The 24,136-nt window shown below is 50.8% G+C and carries 25 protein-coding genes; 21 read left to right on the top strand and 4 right to left on the bottom strand.

All coding sequences use genetic code 11. The annotated features are described in order from the left end of the window. The first annotated feature begins 40 nt into the window (after positions 1-40). Entirely contained in the window at positions 41-1,216 is a 1,176-nt protein-coding gene (locus tag AF_RS06150; protein WP_048064350.1) for a tubulin/FtsZ family protein, read from the top strand. Further along, positions 1,216-1,764, top strand: coding sequence for a UbiX family flavin prenyltransferase (locus AF_RS06145; protein ID WP_010878709.1), 549 nt, complete (start codon positions 1,216-1,218; stop codon positions 1,762-1,764). The genes AF_RS06150 and AF_RS06145 overlap by 1 nt, the downstream gene beginning before the upstream one ends. Positions 1,765-1,798: 34 nt before the next feature. On the opposite strand, the gene AF_RS06140 is transcribed toward AF_RS06145, so the two are convergent. From AF_RS06140 to acs, 3 genes are read right to left on the bottom strand one after another with little or no spacing between them, the layout of a single operon-like run. Beyond that, on the bottom strand, positions 1,799-2,248 hold the full coding sequence (locus AF_RS06140; protein ID WP_010878708.1) for a hypothetical protein: 450 nt from the start codon (positions 2,246-2,248) through the stop codon (positions 1,799-1,801). Between the two features lie 7 nt (positions 2,249-2,255). Then, a complete protein-coding gene (locus AF_RS06135; RefSeq protein ID WP_244372830.1) occupies positions 2,256-3,311 on the bottom strand; it encodes a phosphotransacetylase family protein in 1,056 nt (351 codons plus the stop codon). 3 nt (positions 3,312-3,314) lie between these two features. Then, on the bottom strand, positions 3,315-5,372 hold the full coding sequence (acs, locus tag AF_RS06130; protein WP_010878706.1) for an acetate--CoA ligase alpha subunit: 2,058 nt from the start codon (positions 5,370-5,372) through the stop codon (positions 3,315-3,317). Positions 5,373-5,480: 108 nt separating this feature from the next. Between acs and AF_RS06125 the strand changes: the two genes are divergently transcribed. The 9 genes from AF_RS06125 (at position 5,481) to AF_RS13710 (ending at position 13,722) form a co-directional block, all read left to right on the top strand. Further along, positions 5,481-6,422 carry a 3-keto-5-aminohexanoate cleavage protein gene (locus tag AF_RS06125; RefSeq protein WP_010878705.1) on the top strand — a complete coding sequence of 314 codons (942 nt, stop codon included), beginning with the start codon at positions 5,481-5,483 and terminating at the stop codon, positions 6,420-6,422. Between the two features lie 16 nt (positions 6,423-6,438). Continuing rightward, positions 6,439-7,080, top strand: coding sequence for an NADPH-dependent F420 reductase (gene npdG / locus AF_RS06120; protein WP_010878704.1), 642 nt, complete (start codon positions 6,439-6,441; stop codon positions 7,078-7,080). Between the two features lie 165 nt (positions 7,081-7,245). Next, positions 7,246-7,590 (top strand): cupin domain-containing protein, encoded by a 345-nt coding sequence (locus tag AF_RS06115; RefSeq protein ID WP_010878703.1) that lies wholly within the window; start codon positions 7,246-7,248, stop codon positions 7,588-7,590. Positions 7,591-7,600: 10 nt separating this feature from the next. Continuing rightward, a complete protein-coding gene (locus AF_RS06110) occupies positions 7,601-8,446 on the top strand; it encodes an SDR family NAD(P)-dependent oxidoreductase (RefSeq protein WP_010878702.1) in 846 nt (281 codons plus the stop codon). Further along, entirely contained in the window at positions 8,437-9,384 is a 948-nt protein-coding gene (locus tag AF_RS06105; protein WP_010878701.1) for a 3-hydroxyacyl-CoA dehydrogenase, read from the top strand. The genes AF_RS06110 and AF_RS06105 overlap by 10 nt, the downstream gene beginning before the upstream one ends. A 17-nt stretch (positions 9,385-9,401) precedes the next feature. Beyond that, entirely contained in the window at positions 9,402-10,862 is a 1,461-nt protein-coding gene (locus tag AF_RS06100) for a sodium:solute symporter family protein (protein ID WP_148183449.1), read from the top strand. Positions 10,863-10,868: 6 nt separating this feature from the next. Next, positions 10,869-10,991 carry a hypothetical protein gene (locus AF_RS13715; protein WP_010878699.1) on the top strand — a complete coding sequence of 41 codons (123 nt, stop codon included), beginning with the start codon at positions 10,869-10,871 and terminating at the stop codon, positions 10,989-10,991. Positions 10,992-11,111: 120 nt separating this feature from the next. Further along, positions 11,112-13,232, top strand: a complete 2,121-nt coding sequence (locus AF_RS06095) for a molybdopterin-dependent oxidoreductase (protein WP_048064349.1) — start codon at positions 11,112-11,114, stop codon at positions 13,230-13,232. A gap of 1 nt (position 13,233) precedes the next feature. Further along, entirely contained in the window at positions 13,234-13,722 is a 489-nt protein-coding gene (locus tag AF_RS13710) for a 4Fe-4S dicluster domain-containing protein (protein ID WP_048064348.1), read from the top strand. On the opposite strand, the gene AF_RS06085 is transcribed toward AF_RS13710, so the two are convergent. Continuing rightward, positions 13,697-14,257, bottom strand: coding sequence for a hypothetical protein (locus AF_RS06085; protein WP_048064347.1), 561 nt, complete (start codon positions 14,255-14,257; stop codon positions 13,697-13,699). The two genes, AF_RS13710 and AF_RS06085, sit on opposite strands and share 26 nt — an antisense overlap. A 322-nt stretch (positions 14,258-14,579) precedes the next feature. Between AF_RS06085 and AF_RS13470 the strand changes: the two genes are divergently transcribed. The 10 genes from AF_RS13470 to AF_RS06040 all read left to right on the top strand — a co-directional run bounded on the left by AF_RS13470 (position 14,580) and on the right by AF_RS06040 (position 24,102). Further along, entirely contained in the window at positions 14,580-15,326 is a 747-nt protein-coding gene (locus AF_RS13470; RefSeq protein WP_052270508.1) for a cyclase family protein, read from the top strand. A 50-nt stretch (positions 15,327-15,376) separates the two neighbouring features. Further along, positions 15,377-16,393: a CoA transferase subunit A gene (locus tag AF_RS06075; RefSeq protein WP_231487661.1), complete on the top strand. Its 1,017-nt coding sequence runs from the start codon at positions 15,377-15,379 to the stop codon at positions 16,391-16,393. Between the two features lie 5 nt (positions 16,394-16,398). Continuing rightward, positions 16,399-16,710, top strand: a complete 312-nt coding sequence (locus AF_RS13465; RefSeq protein WP_244372828.1) for a hypothetical protein — start codon at positions 16,399-16,401, stop codon at positions 16,708-16,710. Then, positions 16,604-17,161, top strand: a complete 558-nt coding sequence (locus AF_RS06070; RefSeq protein WP_244372826.1) for a CoA-transferase subunit beta — start codon at positions 16,604-16,606, stop codon at positions 17,159-17,161. Before AF_RS13465 ends, AF_RS06070 begins: the two co-directional genes overlap by 107 nt. Before the next feature lie 12 nt (positions 17,162-17,173). Continuing rightward, complete coding sequence (locus AF_RS06065) at positions 17,174-18,448, top strand: thiolase family protein (protein ID WP_010878693.1); 1,275 nt, start codon at positions 17,174-17,176, stop codon at positions 18,446-18,448. A gap of 65 nt (positions 18,449-18,513) precedes the next feature. Further along, on the top strand, positions 18,514-19,560 hold the full coding sequence (locus AF_RS06060) for an LLM class flavin-dependent oxidoreductase (protein WP_010878692.1): 1,047 nt from the start codon (positions 18,514-18,516) through the stop codon (positions 19,558-19,560). 27 nt (positions 19,561-19,587) lie between these two features. Beyond that, entirely contained in the window at positions 19,588-21,027 is a 1,440-nt protein-coding gene (locus tag AF_RS06055; protein ID WP_010878691.1) for a replication factor C large subunit, read from the top strand. After that, positions 21,028-21,474 (top strand): DUF2240 family protein, encoded by a 447-nt coding sequence (locus tag AF_RS06050; RefSeq protein WP_048064346.1) that lies wholly within the window; start codon positions 21,028-21,030, stop codon positions 21,472-21,474. 1 nt (position 21,475) lies between these two features. Next, positions 21,476-22,057 (top strand): metallophosphoesterase, encoded by a 582-nt coding sequence (locus tag AF_RS06045; RefSeq protein WP_010878689.1) that lies wholly within the window; start codon positions 21,476-21,478, stop codon positions 22,055-22,057. 50 nt (positions 22,058-22,107) lie between these two features. Continuing rightward, positions 22,108-24,102, top strand: coding sequence for an acetate--CoA ligase (locus tag AF_RS06040; protein WP_010878688.1), 1,995 nt, complete (start codon positions 22,108-22,110; stop codon positions 24,100-24,102). Positions 24,103-24,136 lie beyond the last annotated feature (34 nt).

The following is a 24,136-nucleotide window of genomic DNA, read 5'->3' as shown; positions in this document are numbered from 1 at the left end:
AATAAAAAGCGTATTAAATCTTAGCGTTGAGGTGATATTAATGAGATTCTTCATAATCGGCTTCGGACAGGCTGGAGGAAAAATACTGGACATGTTCATCGAGAATGAGAAGATGAGAGGCTCCAATATCAGGATGAGGTGGCTTGCGATAAATTCCGCCAGAACTGATTTAATGGGTTTAAAGCACGTCCCCGTTCAGGATCGCATTCTCATCGGCCAAACCATAGTGAAGGGACACGGAGTTGGGACGGACAACAAGCTGGGGGCTAAGGTCGCTCAGGAAGACATAGAGACCATCTTGAACGCCATCGATGAAAGGGGGACGCACGACATGGATGCTTTTCTAATCGTTGCCGGGCTTGGTGGAGGAACGGGGAGTGGTGGAGCGCCCGTTCTCGCCAAATATCTTTCGGAGATGTACTCGGAGCCCGTTTACGCTGTCGGCATTCTTCCCGCTCCCGAGGAGGGCAAACTTTACTCCCTAAACGCCGCCAGAAGCATGATTTCTCTGCTGAAGTACGTGGATAACCTTATCCTTGTGGACAACGGAGCCTGGAAGTTTGAGGGGACAAGCCTGAAGGAGTCCTTTGCTAAGATTAACGAGGAAATTGTAAGGAGGCTCGCTTTGCTGGCAAGGGCCGGGGAGCCGATTGAAGAGGACGTTGTTGGAGAGATGGTCGTTGACAGCAGCGAAGTTGTCAACACTCTGAGAGGGGGTGGAATCTCCTCTATTGGTTACGCAACGACTCTCGCCGAATCCTCTGAGAAAAAGAGAAAGGGCTTCAGACTCTTCGGCAGGAAAGAAGAGGAGGAAATTGAAGCTCTTGAAAACGACAAGCCGATGAAAATAGCAACTCTCGTGAGGAGGGCTGCTCTTGGAAGGCTGACAGTGCCGTGCAACATTCACAGCGCTGAGAGAGCGCTTGTTCTCGTCGCAGGACCGCCGGAGCACTTGGACAGGAAGGGACTGGAGAAGGCGAAGATCTGGCTTGAGGAGCAGATTGCGGGCGTTGAGGTCAGGGCCGGAGACTATCCAACGAGGAGGACTAAATATGTTGCCGCTCTTGTGCTGCTTGCCAACGTTACAGACATTCCGAGAGTTAAGGAGTTGCAGAGGCTCGCTGCTGAGGCGAAGGAGGAGGCTGAGGAAGCGGAGAAGATGAGGATGACCAAGACAATAGAGCTTTTCGATGAAGATATAGAGCCGCTGATTTGATGAGGTTCGTAGTAGCCTTAACGGGAGCATCGGGGCAGATACTCGGAATAAGGCTTATTGAGAAGTTGACCGAGTTGGGGGCGGAGGTTTACGCCGTAGCGTCGAGAGCAGCGAAAATCACACTGAAGGCGGAAACTGACTACGACGAGGGCTACGTGAGGGAGATTGCAACCAAGTATTATGATGAAGACGAGATTGCCGCACCCTTCGCCAGCGGGAGCTTCAGGCACGATGGAATGGCTGTTGTGCCTTGCAGCATAAAAACAGCCTCATCAATTGCCTACGGCATTGCAGACAACCTGATAGCGAGAGCTGCGGATGTAACCTTGAAGGAGAAAAGGCGACTTGTTCTTGCCATCAGAGAAGCTCCGCTACATTCAGGGCACCTCAAAACGCTTGCAAGGCTGGCGGAGATGGGGGCAGTAATTTTCCCCCCAGTTCTGTCCTTCTACACAAGGCCGAAGAGTGTTGATGACCTCATAGAACACACCGTTTCGAGAATAGCCGAACAGCTTGGGGTTGAGGTGGACTACAGAAGGTGGGGGTAAAGTTCCGATGGGGCAAAGCTGGGAAATCTGGTTTTCAATCAAATCTGACCATATCTTTGTCGCACAGCATGTCCAGCAAAAACCTGAGAAGTTCGTGATACACTTTCCTCAAACTAACCTCCCTCATCTCCCTTAAAATCAGCTCGTCGATTTTAGACTGGATGTCCTCAATCCTCTGCAGAGTGTAAATGAAGTCCTCCAGATGCTCTCCAAGATTACTTCGCAGGAAGTGCGAGTAAATGATGTCCTTCAAGGTGCTAAGAAGCCCTTCGGAATAGGTGGTTCTGGCGGCGAAAATCTCCCTCATCTCGTACTCGGTGGGCCTAATATACCCGTTCTCTATGGCCGAAAGCTCTGCAATCCTCGTAAAGAGAATCAGGGATAGTGGGGATAGCGGTGTTTTTCCAATTCTTTCAATCCTCTTTTTGAGCTCTTTCTCGAATACTTTTTCCAGCTCTCTTTTGAATGTTAGCTGCCCCGCCATTTTACCACTAATCCAGCCCCAAGTATTCTATAATGGTCTTCACGTTAACATGGGATTCGAACAGCTCCCTCATGATGCCCACCTTAGGCTCCCCTCTTATCCTCGTTCTACCAAAAACGCTCTCAAGCCTGCTCACAGCTGTAAGAGTGTCGTGTCCCGTTAGTATGACCGGCACACCCCTCTCCTCCGCCTTCGTCAGAACAAGCTGGACAGGCTCAAGGTTTCCAGTGAGTATGAGGCACCTCACGTTTGGCATTTCAAGTGCAGTTAAAAGCAAATCGCTCCTGTCCCCTCCAGTAACGAGAGCAGCATTCCTCGCCTCTCTTAAGTATCGCAGAGCAGATTGTGGGGACATTGCACCGATAACCACCTGCTCGACCATTTTTTCTTCCCTCGGCTCAATCAAGTACTCTCCCGAAACCGCTTCTCTAATCTCTTCCACCGACAACCCCGCAAGAACGGGATTTCTGGGAATTGCACCCACTATGTCAAGCCCCGCCTCGTTGAGGACCTTTCTCGCGATTCCTTCTATGTAAGACATTTTGTATCCGCTTACCTGATTGAAGACGACCTTCTCAAGCATCGTTCCGAACGCGGACTTTGCCGCAAGAACCTCGTCAACAACAAAGTCGTTAACGTACTTCCCCACTAAGAGCACTTTGGCGCTGAGCATCTTCGCCACGCTCGCGTCATCTATGCCAACCGCCACACCCGTTCTGTAGTTCTGAGAGCCCTCAACGATAACTACGTCCTTGCCTTCCGAAACCTCGGTAAATCTGTCAAGAACAGCCTTCCTGAGTACCACCGGGTCCACCGAGGTGGCGAAATCGATATAGGGGCGGTCGAGAACCACCGGACATACGTCTTCCTCCACACCGAGAATCTTGGCCGTGATGAGGCTGTCCTCCTCCACCGCTCTATCCCCAACCTTGACCGTGTTAACGCCAAGTGCCTTGAAGTATCCTACCTCGTAGCCCATCTCCCTGAGCTTCAGCCCAAGGGCGATGATTATTCCGCTCTTGCCGGAGTATCCCTCAACTGACGAAACCAGCAAACACTTCATCACTCACACCTCCTCACCCAAAACCATCCTGAAATCCACCACAGCATATCCACTCTCAAACACCTTGACAGGATTCAGGTCCATTTCGAGGACCTCGGGGTGGTCCAAGCTTAGTTTTGAAACTCGCAAAAGCAAATCAGCAATCGCATCGATGTCGGCTGGCTTCTCACCCCTCAGCCCCCTCAAAATTCGGTAAGCCTTGACTTCCCTGACCATTTCATGGGCCTCCCTTCTCGTTATCGGGGCGATTCTGAAGGAAACGTCTTTCAGCACCTCAACGTAAACCCCACCCATTCCGAACATAATCATCGGACCGAACTGTGGATCCCTTTTCATACCCACTATCAGCTCCTTTCCCCCATCAACCATCTTCTGAACGAGGACACCCTCAATTCTTGCCTTTGGCATCCTCCCCTCCACGTTTGACAGTATCTCGAAGAAGGCTTTCTCCAAATCGTTCTCCCCCACATTGAGTTTTACTCCACCAACATCACTCTTGTGCACGACATCGGGGGAAACAACCTTCAGAACAACCGGGTAGCCAATGCTTTCCGCAATATCTCTCGCCTCGTCAACGTTCCTGGCTATTCCGTAGGGTGCAACCTCAATGCCGTATGCCTCCAGTACTGGCAAACCTTCCGCCCCCACCACTCTGCCACCACTCTCCAGCAGCTTTTCGATAATTTCTTCAGCCTTCTCGCGCTCCACACTCACATCCAAGTCTTCCTTCACTCTTTCCTTTGCAGAGATTTTAGAGTACCTTCCGAGTACCGAGATGGCCCTGACCGCTCTCACGGGGTCGAAGAAGTTCGGAATGCCCGAACTCCTCAGAATCCTTTCCGATTCATCTACACTCTCCCCACCCATGAAGCAGCAAACTGCATTCTTTCCGACGACACTCTCCGCAGCCTTTAAAAAGTCCATCTGCGCTGTGGGTGTGAGTATGGTGAGCACGATGTCCACGTTTTCATCCTCTGAAAGAATTTGAAGGGATCTTGAAAATCTCTCGGCGCTGGCATCACCCAGAATGTCAACCGGGTTGTAGAAGTTCGACTCAGCGGGCAGAAACTCCTTGAGCTTCCTTATTGTCTCAAAATTGAAGTTTGCCAGAGGCACACCAAACTGGTCGCATGCATCCGCTGCCATAACTCCCGGGCCGCCTGAGTTAGTGAGAATTGCTAAGTTTCCGGCTTTTCTGTATTTTAGCAGCAGCAGTGCGAAGTCAAATAGCTCTTCAACTGAACTCGCCTCAATAACGCCACTCTGCCTGAATGCAGCTCTGTAAGCTTCGTAGCTACCTGCCAGACTTCCCGTGTGGCTTGAAGCTGCCTTTGCACCGCTCTGGGACTTCCCCGCCTTCATCACCACTACTGGTTTCCTCCTTGCCACACTCTTCGCCACCCTCATGAACTTTCGCCCATCTTCCACACCCTCCATGTAAATCAGAATGACGTCGGTTGAGTCATCTTTGGCCAGGTACTCCAGAAAGTCGGATTCGTCGAGCATGGCCTTGTTTCCCAAGCTGACAACCTTGCTGAAACCGACACCGTTGCGTTTTGACCATTCAAGAACCGCGAGAATGAAGGCTCCGGACTGGCTGAGGAACGCTATTCTGCCCTTTTCGGGGGCCACTCTGCTGAACGTGGCGTTCATAGCAATCTCGGTGTTTATCATGCCGAGACAGTTGGGGCCAACCAGCTTAACGCCATACCTTTCGGCCACCTCGACCAGTTCCCTCTCAAGCTTTGCCCCCTCAATCCCGGCCTCCTTGAAGCCTGCCGAAATCACCACGGCACCTTCAACGTCCTTCCTTCCGCACTCCTCCACTGCCTTCGGAACGAGCTTCGCTGGAACAACGATGATGGCCAGGTCCACATTTTCGGGTATCTTGAGTACCGAGGGGTAGCACGGGAATCCAAGTATTTCCCTGTACTTCGGGTTTACAGCATAGACAGTGCCGCTGAAGTTTCTGAGATTTTTCATAATCGTGTTACCCACCTTTCCCTCCTGAGGTGAAGCACCTATCACTGCCACGACTTTCGGGTAAAACAAGCGCTCCATTGGAGAACGGCAGATTTTTCTCTCTTAAATACCTTTTTTACCGGTTTATGTCAATTTATGTGATTTAGAAGATTAATCAAATATAATAAGTTAAATCCTATCTGTGACATGAGGAAGGACGATGTGGTTATTGTCACGTGCGCCATAACGGGAGCGATACACACTCCGAGCATGTCCCCGTACCTGCCGGTCACACCCGACCAGATTGTGGAGGAAGCGGTGAAGGCCGCAGAGGCAGGGGCCGGAATGGTTCACATTCACGCGAGAGACCCGAAAGACGGGCGCCCCACAACGGATGTTGAGGTTTTCAGGTACATATGCAGGGAAATCAAAAAGCAGAGCGATGTTGTTATTAATGTTACAACCGGAGGAGGAGGCACACTGGGAATACCCGTTGAGGAGAGGGCAAAGGTCGTGCCCGCCCTGAAACCGGAAATCGCAACCTTCAACATGGGCTCCATGAACTTCGCCATTCATCCACTACTCAAAAAGTACAAGGAGTTCAAGTACGACTGGGAGCCCGAGTATCTCGAAATGACGAGGGACATAGTTTTCAGAAACACGTTCAAGGACCTTGAGGCGCTTTCGAGAATTTTCAAGGAGAACGACACGAAGCCGGAGCTTGAGTGCTACGACATAGGGCAGATATACAACACGGCCTTCATGTTCCACGAGGGCTACCTCGAACCGCCACTCAGGCTGCAGTTCATCCATGGGATACTCGGCGGAATTGGAACCGCTGTTGAGGATGTTCTGTTCATGAAGCAGACGGCAGACAGGTTAATTGGCAGGGAGAACTACACGTGGTCCCTTGTTGGAGCGGGCAGATTTCAGATGCCTCTCGGAACGCTTGCGGTGATAATGGGCGGTGACGTGAGAGTGGGGCTTGAGGACAGCCTTTACATTGAAAGAGGCAAGCTTGCTAAAAGCAACGCCGAGCAGGTCGAAAAAATGGTAAGGATTGTGAAGGAACTCGGAAAGAGGCCCGCAACACCTGACGAGGTGAGGGAGATACTCGGACTTAAGGGAAAGGAAAGGGTAAACTTCTAACTTTTTTGGTGGTGCAATGAAAATCGCCCTTCTTGGAGGTACGGGCAACCTTGGGGAAGGTCTGGCTCTGCGATGGGGCAAGCTGGGCTACGAAATCATAGTTGGCTCAAGAAAGCTTGAAAAGGCTGAGAAACTGGCATCGGATTACCTGAAAAAGGTCGGCGATGCATCCATAATAGGAATGCGAAATGAGGATGCCGCAGAAACCTGCGATGTTGCTGTATTCACGATTCCGTGGGAGTTCGCCTTTGACACAGCGGAAATGCTGAAAAGGCAGCTGGCGGGGAAGGTGGTAATCTCACCGCTGGTGCCTATGAAAAAAGTCGGCGATAACTTCGTTTACGTCAGACCTGAGGAGGGCTCGGCAGCAGAGAAGCTTGCGTCAGTACTGGAAGAAAGCAGCGTAGTTGCAGCATACCACTCGATTCCCGCAAGGAGGTTCGCAAATCTTGGCGAAGAGTTCGAGTGGGACGTCCCGATTTGCGGTGACAGCGGTGCAAAAGAGGTGGTTGTTGACCTTACTGAGAAAATTTCGGGGCTGAGAGCCCTGGATGCTGGCGGGCTTTCAAACGCTCATCTGGTGGAATCCCTGACGCCGCTTATACTCAACGTGATGAAAAGGAACAAAACTGGAGAACTTGGAATTTCATTTCGCTAAAATTTCTATTTGTAGTATTTACCTTTTCTTTAACAGATTTTTCGAATTGTTCAAGCGAAGCTCGTTTAAACGAGGTGTGGCTGATATGTAGAGTCGAACCACATTGTATAATGATATGTAATGATATTGAAAACATACTTAAATTAACTTTTTTGAAGCTAAATCATGAAGAAGGTCTGCATAGATGATGTGAAACCATACGAGGCGCCGGGCCATTTTAACATGGTTGCTTTGAGGCTGCATCACAAGGAAACCACAGGCTCTGAGAACTTCTGGGTTGGTCTGTCTCATTTTCTCCCCGGAGGAGGTGCAGACTGGGACAAGAGCGACATTGAGAAGGTGTACATAGTGCTGAGCGGAAAGATGACCGTAGTGAAGGAAGGCGGGGAGAAAATTGAGCTGGGGCCGATGGACTCCCTGTACATTCCGCCGGGCGAGTCGAGGTACCTGGTAAACGAGACGAACATGCCGGCAACAATGCTTGTAATTGCGAGCTACCCCAAGGCGTGAGGTGGTCAAAATGGTAAAGGAGGTTTTCGAGTCCATAGAGGATTACGAGAAATCTCTGGAGGAGAGAATTCAGAGCGGTTCGATGGGGTACAGAAAGATGTTTGACTTGACCGGAAAGGTGGCCATTGTCACAGGTGCCACCGGTGGACTTGGTGGGCCAATCGCTCTCGGACTGGCGGACTTTGGGTGCGACGTTGTTGTGGTGGGAAGAAGACTGGAGGTGCTGGAAAAACTGAAGGAAAGCATAGAAAAGCTTGGGCAAAGAGCACTGGCAGTAAAGTGCGACATCACAAGCGAGGAGGATGTAGCAAATCTTGTGAACAGGACGGTGGAGGAGTTCGGCAGGATTGACATCCTCGTTAACTGCGCGGGGATAAACATTCCGAAACCTGCTGAGGAGTATCCGCTGGAAGACTGGAACAAGGTCATGGATGCAAACGTCACGGGAGTGTTCCTGGTTTGCAGAGAGGTCGGCAAGGTGATGGTCAAGCAGAATGGAGGGAAAATAATCAACGTGTCCTCTGTCAGAAGCAGCTACGGTATGCCCAAAAACTACATCGCCTACTGCTCCAGTAAGGCTGCCGTCAACATGATAACAAAACAGCTGGCGTGTGAATGGGCAAAATACAACATCCTCGTGAACGCAATAGCCCCGACAGTAATTGCGACACCGCTCACCGCCCACATCATGAAGGATCCTGAACTATCAAAGACGATGAAATCGCGCATTCTTCTCGGAAGGTGGGGGTATCCAGACGACCTTATTGGTGCAGTTGTTTTCTTCGCCTCTGACGCGTCGAACTTCGTGACAGGGCAGATACTCTACATCGATGGAGGGGTTACTTCGTGGGCGTAAAGGTTGCCTGCATTGGCGCCGGAACAGTTGGCGCAAGCTGGGCGTCACTTTTTGCTTGGCGTGGTTGTGACGTTGCGGTTTACGACCCGTTTCCTGAGGCTCTGAATAGGGCAGAAGCGAGCATCGCTCGCACAGTTTCAACTCTCAGTGAAATTTTTTCTGGTAGTGAGGATGACGTGAAAAGCGCCCTGAGCAGAGTTAAATTCACTGAAAACCTCGAAGAGGCACTGAAAGGGGCATACTACGTTCAGGAGTCGGCGGTGGAAAAGCTGGAAGTTAAGAGAGACCTTTTTGAAAAGATGGATGCAATTGCAGAACCGGAAACGATTCTCGCCACGAGCACATCAGGTCTGAGCATATCAGAAATTCAGACCGCTGCCAGAAAGCATCCCGAGAGGTGCATTACCGCCCATCCGTACAATCCGCCCCACCTCATTCCGCTTGTTGAGGTCGTTCCGAGAAAGCAGACGGACGAAAGCTGCACAGAGAAAACAGTTGAATTCATGGAGAGAATGGGCAAGAAGCCCATCGTCGTAAAGAAGGACGTTCCGGGAATGGTGGCGAACAGACTTGCTGCAGCACTGTGGAGGGAGGCGGTGAACCTCGTTTATCAGGGAATAGCCACACCTGAGGAGATAGATGTGGCAGTTAAATACGGTCCGGGAATCAGATGGGCGATTACTGGGGTTTACCTCACCTACCATCTCGGTGGTGGTCAGGGCGGGATGAAGTACTTCCTCGAATTCTTCGATGACCACTACAGGCGACTGTGGTCTGATCTGGCGAACTGGTCGGAGTATCCGGAAGGCTCATTTGACGCCATACTCAAATCAATGGAGGGGTACGATATCATCAAAAGAATGTCATACGATGAGCTTGCGAAGTGGAGAGATGATCAGCTGGCGAAGATTCTCAAATTGATTTTGGAGGATGGTTAATTGCAGGAGGTGGTATTTTGGAGGCAAGATGGGATATACTGATACCCGTTTTGGTGTATTTCCTGGTGACAACCCTTGGTGTTGGATTCTACCTGATGAAAAGGATGGAAAAATCCGAAGAGGACTATCTGGTTGCGAAAAGGGGTCTGGGTGCGGTTCCAGTTGGTGTTACCCTCGCCCTTACGGTGCTTGGAACTCCCCACATACTGGGAGTTATGGAGTCGGCATATGACATCGGATTGCCCGCGGTCTGGTTTTCCTTCGCACACGCAATAATGCTGGCAATTGTATGTCTTTTTACTGGAAGATGGGCGAGAAAGCTCAAAGTGGAGTCCGTTCCAGAGTTTCTTGACGTCATTTTCAGCAACTACTGGTTGAGGCTGATGGTCGGTGCTGTCATAGCCGGAGCCATTTTCGGAATCTGCACCCTTGAAACACAGGGACTCGGTGTTTTCGTCTCAATTCTCACCGGAACTTCTATAGAAGTGGGGATAGTGATTGGAGCGCTGATAGGAATTCTTTACGTCGTCCTTTCGGGCATGAAAGAGGTTGCATGGCTCAACGTTCTCAACGCGGTTATTCTTTACATAGGCATCATTGCCGCAACCTTCGTTCTCGGCTCAGGGCTGCAGAACGGATGGGAGGGCGTTAACGAGTTCTACATCTCCAACGATTTGGCGGGCAAACTCAACATATTCGGATCATGGGAGGTTTTCGTCGGCTTTGCTCTCGTGAACGTGCTCGCAACGGTGTTTTTCCAGGGAATCAGCCAGCAGGGACTGCATGCGGCACTGGCAGCAAAATCTCCGGATGTGCTTAGAAAAGCTATGCTCATTGCCGTGCCTGTGAACGGATCCTTTGCCGTGTTTGCCGCAGTTATGGGAATGGCTGCAAGGGCAACACCGGAATTTGCCGAGCTCGGTGCGAAGACTGCTACACCCGCAATGATTGTGTCGGTTCTGCCAACATGGGCGTCGGCACTGCTTCTTGCAACCTGTCTTGTTGCTGTGCTGTCATCCTACGCCATCACACTTCTCGCCCCCACAACGATATTCGTTAACGACATTTACAAGGCCGTTCTCAAGCCGAATGCCTCGCATGAGGAGCTTCTCCGGCTCTCCAGAATTCTTACCGTTCTGCTCGCTGTTGCCGCGCTGATTCCTGCTGTGAGCCTCCCACCAATACTCGCCGCCATGATGTGGTTGTTCTCATGGCTCGTCCCAGTGTTCTGGTTCGTCATATTCGGGCTCTTCTGGAAGAGGTCCGCCCCAGCGGCGATTATCACGTGCTTGCTGGTTTGGGTGACCATAAACGCATGGACGATGACTCCACTGCCAGAAGTTCTCGGAGCTCCGGGTTGGCTGCATCAGGTCTATCTCGCTCTCATAGTTACTCTGGTGATCGGCTCACTGCTAAACGCGGTTCTGCCAGGGAAGCCGGGACTCTTCAGAGAAAAAGCTTTGGCTGTGAGGGGGTGAAAGGGAATGTTTCCGGCAGACGTTATACTGCAATGCTTCGGATTCAGTGTGGGAATAGCTCTGGTGGGATACGTCATCTCGCTATTCCTTGACTGGAGCGAGGAAGAGGGTGATGAAGATGATGCTTGAAGTCGGAACCGTGACGTGGATGGCGCTGATAATCGCCCTCATGTTCATTTATTTTGGCTTCGGATTTTACGGAGCCAGAAGAAGAAAGTAATCCCTTCCATTTTTTTGAGAGGTGCTGAAATGTCCGAGCATGTCGTAAAAACTACCTGCAAGAGCTGTCACGGCGGATGCAGGGTGCTCGTTAAGGTAAAGTCAGGGAAAATAGTGCACATAGAGGGTGATCCCAGCTCGCTTACCAGAGGAACGATGTGTCCAAAGGGACTGGCGAGCATCAAGGAGGTTTACAACCCTTCGAGGCTCAAATATCCGCTGAAGAGAGTTGGCGAGAGAGGAGAGGGAGAGTGGAAAAGAATAAGCTGGAAGGAGGCTCTGGATACGATAGCGGAAAAAATGAAGGAATACATCGAGGAGTACGGCCCCTCCTCAATTTTAATCGGTCAGGGAACAGGGAGAGGCTACAACCGCTACACGTTCAGATTTGCGAGGTCGATAGGATCGCCAAACGTCCTCCTGCCTGCACATTTCTGCTATGCTCCAAGGCTCGCAGCCTTTGGCATTACCGTCGGTGGCAGGCTGTACTGCGACTACCACGGATGGGGTGGGGAGTACCCCAAAACCATAGTCCACTGGGGAAAGCAGCTTGAGTACACCAACGCCGACGGCGAGATGGCGGTCTGGTTTTTGAGGGCTCTGGAGGAGGCAGAGCACTTCATCCTCGTTGACCCGAAGGCAACTCCCGTTGCACACAGAGCGGACCTCTGGCTGCCCGTAAGGCCGGGGACTGACGCTGCGCTCGCGTTGGGTATGCTCAACGTCATCATCAGCGAGGAGCTCTACGACAAAGACTTCGTGGAGCAGTGGACTCACGGCTTCGACAGGCTGAGGGAGAGAGTTGAAGAGTACAGCCCTGACAAGGTGAGCAGAATCACGTGGGTGCCCGAGGATAAGATAAAGCTCGCCGCGGAGTGGTTCGCAACATCAAGACCGGGCTGCATACAGATAGGTCAGGCTCTGGAAGCGGGAAACAACTCCATTCAAACTCTCAGAGCAATAATCTGTCTGATGGCGGTAACCGGCAACATAGAGAGGCCTGGCGGAATGGTGAACTGGGTGCCTCCAGAAACAGGGGAGATGGAGGAGTTCGCCTTAGAGGTTCCGCCACCTGAAGAGCTGCCCATCGGCGCTGACAGGTACAAACTTCTCGCCCTTCCGCCCTTCGCAATGTGCCACTTCGAGAGCGTTTGTGAGGACCTGCTCAATGGGGAGAGAAGAATAAAAATGATGCACCTTCAGGGAACGAATCCCGTGCTGGCCTACGCCAACTCGAAAGACGTGCTCAAGGCATTGCTCAACGTGGAGTTCATCTCGGTTGTTGACCTCTACATGTCACCGACGGCAAAGTATGCCGACATCGTTCTCCCAGCGGCACACTGGCTCGAAACCGACGATATTTACGACATGCACCCCAGATTCTTCGTCTCGGCGATAGTCAGGGCGGTTGAACCTGTTGGGGAAGCTCTGCCCGACAACGTGATATTCAACGAACTCGGCAAGAGGCTTGCACCGAAGTACTGGTTCAGCGACGTTTACGAAATGCTGAACTACCAGCTCAGGAAGGCGGGGATTACATGGGAGGAGTTCAAGGAAATCGGCGTGCTGGCAAGAACCGGAAAGGAGCACTACTACAAGTACAAAACCAACTACTGGAGGGAGGGAGGAGGATTTCCAACACCGACCGGCAAAATAGAGCTTTACTCAACCATCCTCGAAAACCTCAACTACGACCCGCTTCCCCACTACCGGGAGCCGAATGAAAGCCCCTACAGCACGCCGGAGCTGAGCGAGAAGTATCCGCTGATACTCTCCACAGGCGGGAGGGTGCCGTACTACTTCCACTCCCAGTACCGCCAGAATCCGTGGTTAAGAGAGCTGCAGCCCGACCCAGTAGCCCTGATACATCCAGAAACTGCTGAGAAATATGGAATAAAGGACGGAGACTGGATATGGATTGAGACCCCGCGTGGAAGGATAAGGCAGAGGGCGAGGCTTTTTGAGGCTATGAATCCTCGCTACGTGTTCGCTCAGGCTTCATGGTACTATCCGGAAAAACCCGACCTCGGTATTTTCGAGAGCAACGCCAACGTTCTGACGAGCAACAAACCTCCCTTCGACCCCTGCATTGGCTCCACGACCTTCAGGGCTATGCTTTGCAGGATTTACAGATGCGACGGGGGTGAGTGAATTGTCAAAACTGACCTTCGTTCACGACCGCAGGAAATGCATTGGCTGCTATGCCTGCGTAATAGCATGCAAGGTCGAGCACAGCTCCGAGAACTTCGACGACCCCGGAAGAATCAGAGTTTTCCACGATGGACCAAGGATTACGGGTGAGAAGGTACAGCAGCACTTCAAAGTCGTCGTTTGCAGGCACTGCCTGAGTGCCCCGTGCGTGGATGAGTGCCCGACTGGTGCGCTGAGGAAAAGCGAGGATGGAATGACGGTCTTGGACCTGGATTTGTGCATAGGCTGCAAAATTTGCATGGAGGTGTGCCCATTCGGAGCGCCGCAGCTGGGCGATGATGGAAAAGTCAGAATCTACGACCTCTGCATGCCGCGCATTGAGGAAGGTAAAAAACCCGCCTGCGTTTCAGCCTGCGTTGCTCAGTGTCTTCAGGTCAAATCGGTGGAGGATTTGAAGAAGAAATCTAAAACTCGGAAACCTGAAGGATGAAGAGCTTGTTCAGCTTCTGCTCCTCAACTATTTTATATCCTATTTTGAAAAATCTCCTGAAGTACTCGGATGCAAAGTCGCTGAACTCGCTGTTCAGGTTGTGGTAGAAGGTCACCTTGTAACCGCTCTCAGTCTCCTTGTACTCAATGTTCGTGAACCACCTGTTCCCCTCGACGTAAATCTTCTTTAGGGCATCCATCATCTTCGGGAAAAAGCTTTTGGAATCCATGCTCTCGTCAACAAAACTCAGTATTACTGCTGTTATAACGTCTTCGTCAAACAGACCCTCCTTTTTTCCTTCAAGAAGGTGCATGAAATTCTTTTTGGAAATCAGTATGTTCTCGAACTCGTTAATTAGCTTCTCCCGTATTAAAATCCTGTCAGCTTTTGAGCCATACTTTGATACGTCGTAGAGAAGCCTTATAGCCTGGTCAAGGACGTTGCTCTGGTTTCCGTAAAGCTCTGTCAGCTCTCTGAGGAGTTTGTATGCGTCCTGTGAAACGTATGTGCCAAGCCTGACCATCTTAGTCTTCATATTTTTCATTATTTTACAAAGTTCAAAAAGTTTTTTAAATTCGATTCTTAAATAATAATCCACGCACGAAGTGGTTGGGTGAAAGCGCTGCTCACTACCTCGCAAATTCCAGCTACATAGCTGCACATAAAATTATACAGAATTATTGATAATTCTTAATAAGTTTCTACAGAAAGTCCATTTGAGGTGATGGTGAATGGTGGACGAAGCAGATTCTCCGTACCTTCACGGAATGCTCGACCCTGAGCTGATTGGGAATCCGGAGGACATTCTGGAAAAGCCGGCGCTGAAGATTCTGGGAAAGGAAGTTGAGGTGTACGACCTGTCAAATCCCTTTGGTTACGGTGTGCCGCTGTGGCCGTACTTCAACGATGTAATTATCGACCGCTACCACTACCACGCCAAGTCAAGAGTTCTTTCCCAGATAATCACGACGACCATGCACGTTTCAACGCATGCTGACGCACCGATACACGTTGAGGAGGGATTTCCATCGATTGACGAGGTTCCGATAGAGAGGTACATGGGAGAGGGTGTTGTGGTCTCGATTCCCAAAAAGAAGTGGGAGGTAATAACCGCCGAGGATCTGGAGAAGGCCGACCCTCCAATAGAGAAGGGAGACATCGTTATCGTTAACACAGGCTGGCACAGGTACTGGAGCGACAGCGTCAAGTACTTCTGCTACGCGCCCGGATTTTACAAGGAGGCAGGTGAGTGGTTCGTTAAAAAGAAGGTTAAGGCCGTGGGAATTGACACTCAGGCTCTCGACCACCCCCTTGCAACGAGAGAAGCATGGCACCACCCCGGTGCAGACGAGAGAAACTCAATTCTACCGTGGCTGAAGGAGGAGTACAAGCAGCTGACGGGCAGAGATGTCAGCGAGGACTTCCCTTACTGGGAGCCGTGCCACAGGCTGCTCCTTACACACGGAATAATGGGATGGGAGAATGTAGGAGGGGACATCGACAAGGTCACAGGGCAGAGGTGCACGATAATCGGCCTGCCGATAAGGTGGGTCAAGGGAGATGGCTCAATAGTCAGACTCGTCGCCCTTGTCGAAAAGAGGTAACCTCTTTTCAATTTTTCCCGTTTCTGATTTTTCACACAGGAGGTGCAGAGATGGAACCTCTGGAAATTATGGATGAAGGCGAAGGCCCCCTCGTTGGCTGGTGTGACCCTGACGAGTTCCGGGAGTGGGTGAGGGACAACAAGAGCAGAGAGATGGCTGACAAGACGATGTCCGCAGAAGAGGCGGTTTCGAACTTCATCAAAGATGGCATGTACGTCGCCAGCGGGGGATTCGGGCATGTAAGGGTTTCCATGAACATCATTTATGAAATCATCAGGCAGGGAGTAAAGGGACTTACGATGGCGGGAAAGACCTCGGTGCACGACCTCGATGTGCTGATGGCTGCCGGCTGCGTTGAAAAGGTTGAGGCTGCATACAGCTTTGGCCACGAGCTGAGGGGGCTGTCGCCCGCTTCGAGAAGGAAGGTTGAGGGTGGGGAGGTAAAGGTTATCACCGAGTGGAGCAACGCAGCTTTGCAATGGAGGTTCAAAGCAGCGGCAATGGGTCTTCCCTTCATTCCAGCAAGGATTTTGATGGGAACGGACACGTTCAAAAAGAGTTCTGCCAAAATCATCAGAGACCCATACAGCGGAAAGCCCGTCACCTTGATTCCGGCCTGCTTCCCCGATGTGGCCATAATACACGTTCACCGTGCCGACAAATACGGAAATGCTCAGATTGATGGAATCCTTGTTGAAGACTACGAGCTTGCGAGGGCAGCGAAGAGGCTGATAGTCACAACCGAGGAGATAGTCCCGACGGACAAAATCAGGGAGAGTCCGTGGAGAACCTCCATCCCCTACTTCCTTGTGGATGCCGTTGTAGAGCAGCCCTTTGCGTCCCATCCCTGTAATATGCCTTTGCTCTACTACTTTGACGAGGAGCACATTGCCGAGTATCTTGCATTGACGAGAACGGAGGAGGGAGCCAAGGAGTACTTTGAAAAGTACGTTTATGGAGTCAACGATTTCTGGGAGTACCTCGAAGTTGTCGGTGGTTCTAAGAGGCTCGAAAAACTCAGAAGGATTGAGCAGCTCAGGGAGCGCCCTGTTTACCCGTGGAGGTGATAATCTTGGTGGAGTATTCTGATACCGAGTACATGGTTTGTGTCGCCGCAAGAATTCTCGAAGACCGAAAAAGTGTGTTTGTGGGGACAGGAATGCCTGTTCTGGCTGCGTGTCTTGCTCAGAGACTTTACGCACCAAACCTTGTACTGGTGTTTGAGGCAGGAGGAATCGCACCAAAACTGCCGAGAATTCCCATTTCTGTTGGAGAGAGTGCGACATTTTACAAAGCGGTTATGGCATCGAGCATGGATTACGTCATGTCCTTGGCACAGATGGGGTACGTGGATTACGGATTCCCTTGGGGCAGCACAGATTGACCCCTATGGCAACATCAACACAACAGTCATAGGGGACTGGGAAAAACCGAAGGTTAGGCTTCCCGGAAGTGGTGGAGCAAACGATGTCGCCTCGCTTTCCTGGAGAAACATTGTTCTGATGAGACAGGATAAGCTCAGGTTCGTGGAAAAGCTTGACTTTCTTACAACTCCCGGATACCTCGACGGTAGCAGAGAAAGTTCTGGACTTCCGGAAGGCACTGGCCCCTACAGGGTGATAACGCAGATTGGTGTTTACGGTTTTGATGAGCAAACGAAGAGAATGAAGCTCTTAGCGCTTCATGAAGGACGTAACGTTGAGGACGTGTTGAATAACAGCTCTTTTGAAATTATCATCCCGGAGGAAGTCGAGTACACCGAACCACCAACAAGAGAGGAAATCGACACACTTAAAGAATTGGACCCGGATGGTATTTTAATAAGAAAAAAGTGAAGGAGGTGTATTATGGCAGTTATTGTAGGAGCGGCAAGAACCCCCGTGGGTAGATTTGGAGGCAGCTTGAAGGATGTAGCTGCATACGAGCTTGGGGCTGTTGCGATTAAGGGAATGCTGAAAAAGCTGGGCGTTGCACCAAAGCCCACTCCCGAATCCATTGAGTTCTACCCGGAGAAGCTGGAGAAGGGCAGAATTGATCTGGAGTCGGCCTACGACTACGATGGGGTTGAGGTGGAGATTGACGAAGTCATTATGGGAAACGTTTTGCAGGCAGCTCAGGGACAGAATCCAGCGAGGCAGGCGTCAATTCTTGCGGGAATACCAAAGGAGATTCCCGCTTACACTGTCAACAAGGTTTGCGGGAGCGGCTTGAAGGCCATCGCCCTCGCCTACCACGCCGTAAAGGCTGGAGACGCTAAGGCAATCATCGCAGGAGGGATGGAGAGCATGAGCAACGCCCCCTACGCCCTGCCAAAGGCGAGGTGGGGATACAGGATGAGCGTCACAGCCAAGGACGAGATTCTGGACCTCATGGTTTACGACGGCCTCTGGGAGAAGTTCTACGGCTACCACATGGGGATGACAGCCGAAAACATAGTGGAGAGGTACGGCATAAGCAGAGAGGAGCAGGACCAGCTTGCATACGAGAGCCACATGAGGGCTGTAAGGGCCATTGACGAGGGCAAGTTCGCTCAGGAGATAGTCCCGGTGGAGGTTAAGCAGAAGAAGGGAGCAGTTGTGGTGGACACCGACGAGCATCCAAGAAGGGACACGAGCCTTGAGAAGCTCGCGAAGCTACCCCCTGTCTTCAAGAAGGATGGAACTGTCACTGCAGGAAATGCGAGTGGGGTTAATGATGGAGCCGCTGCCGTTCTGGTTATGGACGAGAAGGCAGCGAAGGACTACGGGCTGGAGCCGAAAGTCAGAATACTTGCTGTTGCTTCAGCGGGCATCGACCCTGCATACATGGGCCTTGGGCCTATACCAGCCATAAGAAAGGTTCTGAAGAAAGCTGGGCCTGAAATCAAGGACATAGGGCTGATTGAGCTCAATGAAGCCTTTGCAGCTCAGGCGTTAGCCTGCATAAAGGAGCTTGGACTGGACATGGAAAAGGTCAACGTCAACGGCAGCGGTATATCCCTCGGCCACCCAATTGGCTGCACAGGGGCGAGGATAACAACAACGCTCATCTACGAGATGGAGAGGAGAGGGGTGGACTACGGTCTGGCCTCTCTCTGCATCGGCGGTGGGCAGGGAATGGCGATGGTTGTTGAGAGAGTCTGATTTTAATTTTTATTTTTTCCAACAGATAGTTAAAGTATAAGTAATGAGAAATCTCCCTGTTGGCTATGAGCGTCAGATTCGGCATGCTCCTCTCACCTCCGATGCCCGCGCTTGAAAAGGTTATTAAGATTGCCCAGCAGGCTGAGGACAGCGGGATGTTCTCTTTAACGGTGCCGGACCACACTCTTATGGTTCCCCCAGGCTTTACGCCAAACGCCCTTTCCCTGCTGTCCGCTTTAGCAGTCAAAACTTCAAAGGCTATGCTGGGAACGGGCGTGACCGATGTTGTTCGCTACCATCCCTCCGTTCTGGCTCAGATTATGGCCACCATAGACCACCTCTCGTATGGGAGGGCTTTCCTTGGGCTCGGTGCAGGAGAGGCGATGAACATAAAGCCCTTCGGCATAGAGTGGAAAAAGCCCTACACGACGCTGAGAGAGGGCATAGAGATCATAAAGAGGCTGTGGGCAGGAGATAGATTCAGCTACGAGGGAAAAAGGTTCAGGCTGGATGATGCCTTCCTTCAAATAAAGCCGCTACAGAAGATTCCCATTTATCTCGGAGCAAATGGAGTCAAAACGAGAGAGCTCGCTGGAGAGATATGCGACGGATGGATGCCCATTGCAGAAACGCCGAAGACGTACAGGGAGAACCTAAAAGACGTTGAGCGCGGATGCAGTAAGGCTGGAAGAAATCTTGATGAAATCGACACGGCGTTGCAGATATACACCGCAGTTGATACATCTTTTGAGAGGGCAATGGAGAGGGCGAGGCAGTTCAGCGGTGTGATTGTTTCTGCGGCAGAAAAGGCGGAGCAGGCGGGATACAGCCTCGAAATGCCGGAAGGCATATCAAAAAAATTCTACTTCGAGCAACTTCTTCTTGATGACAAAATGCTTATGGAGTTCGTAAAGCTTTCATCCCTTGTCACCGAGGAGATGATAAGGGACTTCTTCATCGTTGGAACTCCTGAGGACTGCGAGGAAAAGATTGAGGAGTTCGTGAAGGCGGGTGTGAAGCACTTCATGCTCATAAACGTCGGCCCCGACCCCAAGTACGTCCTGAAGGTGTATGCGGAGAGAATCATTCCGGCATTCTCTGAGATAAAGTGATATACTCCTTTGGACGACTGGATTTGAATGCTGTGGGTTGAGAAGTATCGACCGAAAACTCTTGAAGAAGTCGTTGCAGACAAGAGCATAATCACCAGGGTCATTAAATGGGCTAAAAGCTGGAAGAGAGGAAGTAAGCCCCTTCTTCTCGCCGGTCCTCCCGGCGTGGGAAAAACGTCCCTCGCTCTGGCCCTTGCCAACACAATGGGCTGGGAGGCTGTTGAGCTTAACGCCAGTGACCAGAGGAGCTGGAGGGTTATAGAAAGAATTGTTGGAGAAGGAGCGTTTAACGAGACAATAAGCGACGAGGGGGAGTTTCTTTCATCAAGAATCGGGAAGCTGAAGCTAATTATTCTTGACGAGGTTGACAACATTCACAAGAAGGAGGATGTTGGGGGAGAGGCTGCACTAATAAGGCTCATTAAAAGGAAGCCCGCACAACCCTTAATTCTGATTGCCAACGACCCTTACAAGCTCTCCCCTGAGCTGAGGAATCTTTGCGAGATGATTAACTTCAAAAGGCTAACAAAACAGCAGGTTGCCAGAGTTCTTGAGAGAATTGCTTTGAAGGAGGGAATTAAGGTAGATAAAAGCGTTCTTCTAAAAATAGCTGAGAACGCCGGAGGAGATTTAAGAGCTGCAATTAACGATTTTCAAGCCCTCGCAGAGGGGAAAGAGGAGCTGAAACCGGAAGATGTCTTCTTAACGAAGAGAACGCAGGAAAAAGACATTTTCAGAGTAATGCAAATGATTTTCAAAACAAAAAATCCGGCTGTTTACAATGAGGCCATGCTTCTTGACGAGTCTCCGGAAGACGTCATCCACTGGGTTGACGAGAACCTGCCCCTGGAGTACTCTGGCGTTGAGCTGGTCAACGCTTACGAGGCGCTTTCAAGAGCAGATATTTTTCTCGGTAGAGTTAGGAGAAGGCAGTTCTACAGGCTGTGGAAGTACGCAAGCTATCTCATGACCGTCGGCGTTCAGCAAATGAAGGAGGAACCCAAGAAAGGCTTCACTAGGTACAGAAGGCCGGCCGTCTGGCAGATGCTCTTCCAGCTCAGGCAGAAAAGGGAAATGACGAGAAAAATACTCGAAAAGATTGGGAAGTACAGCCACCTCTCTATGAGAAAAGCCCGCACCGAAATGTTCCCCGTGATAAAGCTGCTCTTAAAGGAGCTTGATGTGGACAAAGCTGCAACCATCGCGGCCTTCTACGAGTTCACAAAGGAGGAACTGGAATTCCTTGTTGGGGAGAAGGGGGACGAAATCTGGAAATACGTTGAGAAGCACGGAATGCACAGAATTGAGGACGAGACCTTCCTTGAAAGCTTTGTGAAAGCTGAAAAGGAAGAGAAGGAGGAGAGTGTTGAGGAAGTTGCTGAGGAGAAACCTGAAGAAGAGAGAGAGGAGCCAAGAGCGAGAAAGAAAGCCGGAAAAAATTTAACTCTCGATTCCTTCTTTTCCTGAATGATGCGCAAGGTGATCGCTGCAGCCTTCAAGAGCAAGGGAAAAAAGAAAATGAAAAGAAGCGAGTTGATTTATACCATGAGCTTCGATTTGAACTGGTTTACCCACGAAGGGAGCAAGAAGGTCGTGGAGGAGGCCGAGAAGGAGGGGTTGCTTGCAGGCGATGATGAACTCCAGCCAACCTTTGACCTGGATGAGGTTGAACTTACGGACTTCAAGCCTGACCTTTCAGAGCTTCTGTCAAGGTCGGTAACGGATAGAATCATTGAAGAGATAGCTGTAAAACTAAAAAAGGATGGCAGGGAAGTCGTTTCCATGGTAAACAGGAAGCAGGAAGAGCTTGGCGGCATAATCAGTTTTCCGGTGGCTGCACTAATCGTAGCCAAAGAGGTGGGGATAAACATCGCGCCTTACATCGAGGAGGTAGAGAGAGAAGTATTCCAGTGAGATGAGGATAGAGGAGGATGTGCTCTTTATCGGCAGGAAAGCTGTAATCGCTGACATACATCTCGGTCTGGTTAGGCACTATGATAACGAACTGATTGAGAAGGCTCTCAGCATAGCAGAGCGAGTCGAAGCTCTGATTGTAGCAGGTGATTTGAAGCATATCGGCAAAAAGGGGTTGCACGAGAGGTTTATCAGGGAGATTGGTGAAGTAACTGATCTGATTCTTATAAGGGGAAATCACGACATCGGATTGAGTGGGGAGAAAAGCATCAGAATCGGAAAGTACGGAATTTTCCACGGTCATGCTGTGCCTGATGAGGAAGTCCTGGATGCAAAGGTTCTGATTTTCGGCCACGCACATCCGGCTTACTTCGTAAAAGACTCTGCTGGCGGTTACAGAGAGAGAGTTTTTCTCACAGGAGAGGTTGAAGACAAAAGAGTCGTCGTTCTTCCTGCATTCAACGACCTCTGCGCCTCCACCGCGGTTAACCTTGACAGACCAGCTGGCTTCATGTTCAGGAGGTACGATTACAAAAGATGGTACGCAATTATGCTGGATGGTACACTTTTAAGAATTTTCTGAATTAAAAATTACAGCAAAATAGTAATATATATGTTAATCAAAGCAATTTCATGCTACTCCTCGAACACGAATCCAAAGCTCTGCTGGAAAAGTACGGCATAAAGACTGCAAAGTGCATCTTCTGCGAAACAGAAGAGCAGGCTGTTAAAGCTGCGAAGGAAATCGGCTTTCCCGTTGTGATGAAGGTTGCAGGCAGAGAAATTGTGCACAAGAGCGACGTTGGTGGAGTCATTCTTAACGTTAAATCGGAGGATGAGGTTAGGGAGGTTTTCCAAAGGCTGATGTCCATTCCAAAAGCTGAGGGAGTTAACGTTCAGCCCCAGCTTGAGAAGGGGATCGAGGTTATTGTTGGCGTTGCAGAGAACGAGCAGTTTGGAAGCGTTGCAATGTTTGGGCTTGGTGGTGTTTTTGTTGAGGTTCTGAAGGATGTCAGCTTCCGCCTGCTTCCCCTAACAAGGAGAGATGCGGAGGAGATGGTTAGGGAGGTTAAGGGGTATAAGCTGCTTGAGGGTTACAGAGGAGTTAGGGGGGATGTTGGGGCAGTTGTTGATTTGCTGCTTAAGCTGAATGAGGTTGTTGAGAGGGAGAGTATAGTGGAGATGGACCTGAATCCGGTTTTTGTGTATGAGAGAGGAGCTGTTGTGGCGGATGCGAGGATTGTGGTGGGGGAGAGGAAGAGATTTGAGATGGGTGTTGAGGATATAAGCTTCTTTTTCAAAGCCAAGAGTGTGGCGGTTATTGGGGCTTCAAGGAACCTTCTCAAGCCCGGTGGGAGGGTTCTTTCCAATTTGAAGCACCTTGGCTTTAGGGGGAAGGTTTATCCCGTCAACCCCAATGCAGGCGAGATTCTTGGCTATAAGTGCTATCCCTCAGTCAGAGCGATTCCGGATAAGGTTGACCTCGCCGTAATAGCAGTCCCCTCAAAAAACGCCATAGAGGTCGTTAAGGAGTGTGCGGAGAAGGGAGTTAAAGGAATCATTGTTTTGAGCGCAGGTTTTGCGGAGGGCTGGGAGCAGGGAAAGGAGCTGGAAAGGCAGATTGTGGAGATTGCAAGGAAAAGCGGAATGAGGATAGTCGGGCCAAACACTATGGGCATACTCGACCCTGAATCGGGATTGACCTCCTTCTTCTCAGTGCTCAGAAAAATCGGTCAAGGAAACATCGGTGTTCTCGCCCAGAGCGGTGCGGTTGCCAACTTCATTCTCCTGCCTCTGTGGCATGTAGGATTCAGCAAAATCGTTGCAATAGGCAACAAGGCTGATGTTGGAGAGGTGGAGGTGCTAAACTTTTTGCTGAAGGATGAAAAAACGAGGGTTGTTGCAGCCTACCTCGAAGGCTTCACAAACGGCAGGAAGTTCTACGAGCTCATGAAAGCCTCAACCAAGCCCATCGTCGTTCTGAAGTCGGGGAGGACTGAGGCGGGGAAGAGGAGCGCCTTAAGCCACACCGCCTCAATATCAACAAGCGAGGAGATTTTCGAGGCCGCATGCAAACAAGCAGGAGTGGCAAAGGTTTACGATTTCGAGGAGCTGGTGGATGCTGCGAAGGCCCTCGCCTTGCAGCCCCTTCCCAGAGGCACGAGAGTTGGCGTAATCCAGCCTTCTGGGGCAGAGTGCGTGATGTCAGCGGATGCAGTAGTGGAGAACGGCTTGGAGCTGGCGAAGTACTCGGAGAAAACGCTCGAAAGGCTGTACGAACTCGCCCCGGAGTGGCACAGCATCAACAACCCGCTCGACCTCTATCCAATAGCAGAAAAAAGCGGTGATGAGGTCTTCAATGAGGTGCTGAAGGTCTTCAACGAGGATGAGAACATAGATGCGATTGTTGCGGGGGTTTTCATTCCCAGCATTATGAAGCTCGGCGTCGACTTCTCGTGGACCAGGAAGTTCAGCAAGCCGGTCCTTTTCACCATGAAGGACGACATAGAGGAGCTGAGGCAGGCGAGGATTGAGATTGAGAGGAGCGGAGTTCCCGTTTACCCCACTCCAGAAAGGGCTGTAAGGGCACTGAGACACATGGTTACGGTTGCAAAGAGGAAATCTTAAGTATTTTCCAGTACATTTTTCCCTGCCCGGAGGT

This window comes from Archaeoglobus fulgidus DSM 4304, from assembly GCF_000008665.1.
Lineage (GTDB): Archaea > Halobacteriota > Archaeoglobi > Archaeoglobales > Archaeoglobaceae > Archaeoglobus > Archaeoglobus fulgidus.
The sequence above is the reverse complement of the archived record's forward strand: the minus strand, read 5'-3'. Positions and strand labels throughout refer to the sequence as shown.

Coding starts and splice junctions, on each gene's coding strand:
- AF_RS06150 (WP_048064350.1), top strand. CDS start 41: ATGAGATTCTTCATAATCGGCTTCGGACAGGCTGGAGGAAAAATACTG.
- AF_RS06065 (WP_010878693.1), top strand. CDS start 17,174: ATGGCAGTTATTGTAGGAGCGGCAAGAACCCCCGTGGGTAGATTTGGA.
- AF_RS06055 (WP_010878691.1), top strand. CDS start 19,588: ATGCTGTGGGTTGAGAAGTATCGACCGAAAACTCTTGAAGAAGTCGTT.
- AF_RS06085 (WP_048064347.1), bottom strand. CDS start 14,257: ATGAAGACTAAGATGGTCAGGCTTGGCACATACGTTTCACAGGACGCA.
- AF_RS06140 (WP_010878708.1), bottom strand. CDS start 2,248: ATGGCGGGGCAGCTAACATTCAAAAGAGAGCTGGAAAAAGTATTCGAG.
- AF_RS06050 (WP_048064346.1), top strand. CDS start 21,028: ATGATGCGCAAGGTGATCGCTGCAGCCTTCAAGAGCAAGGGAAAAAAG.
- AF_RS06060 (WP_010878692.1), top strand. CDS start 18,514: ATGAGCGTCAGATTCGGCATGCTCCTCTCACCTCCGATGCCCGCGCTT.
- AF_RS06125 (WP_010878705.1), top strand. CDS start 5,481: ATGAGGAAGGACGATGTGGTTATTGTCACGTGCGCCATAACGGGAGCG.
- AF_RS13715 (WP_010878699.1), top strand. CDS start 10,869: ATGTTTCCGGCAGACGTTATACTGCAATGCTTCGGATTCAGTGTGGGA.
- AF_RS06075 (WP_231487661.1), top strand. CDS start 15,377: ATGGAACCTCTGGAAATTATGGATGAAGGCGAAGGCCCCCTCGTTGGC.
- AF_RS06135 (WP_244372830.1), bottom strand. CDS start 3,311: ATGAAGTGTTTGCTGGTTTCGTCAGTTGAGGGATACTCCGGCAAGAGC.
- AF_RS06115 (WP_010878703.1), top strand. CDS start 7,246: ATGAAGAAGGTCTGCATAGATGATGTGAAACCATACGAGGCGCCGGGC.
- AF_RS06110 (WP_010878702.1), top strand. CDS start 7,601: ATGGTAAAGGAGGTTTTCGAGTCCATAGAGGATTACGAGAAATCTCTG.
- AF_RS06045 (WP_010878689.1), top strand. CDS start 21,476: ATGAGGATAGAGGAGGATGTGCTCTTTATCGGCAGGAAAGCTGTAATC.
- npdG (WP_010878704.1), top strand. CDS start 6,439: ATGAAAATCGCCCTTCTTGGAGGTACGGGCAACCTTGGGGAAGGTCTG.
- AF_RS06095 (WP_048064349.1), top strand. CDS start 11,112: ATGTCCGAGCATGTCGTAAAAACTACCTGCAAGAGCTGTCACGGCGGA.
- AF_RS06145 (WP_010878709.1), top strand. CDS start 1,216: ATGAGGTTCGTAGTAGCCTTAACGGGAGCATCGGGGCAGATACTCGGA.
- acs (WP_010878706.1), bottom strand. CDS start 5,372: ATGGAGCGCTTGTTTTACCCGAAAGTCGTGGCAGTGATAGGTGCTTCA.
- AF_RS06040 (WP_010878688.1), top strand. CDS start 22,108: ATGCTACTCCTCGAACACGAATCCAAAGCTCTGCTGGAAAAGTACGGC.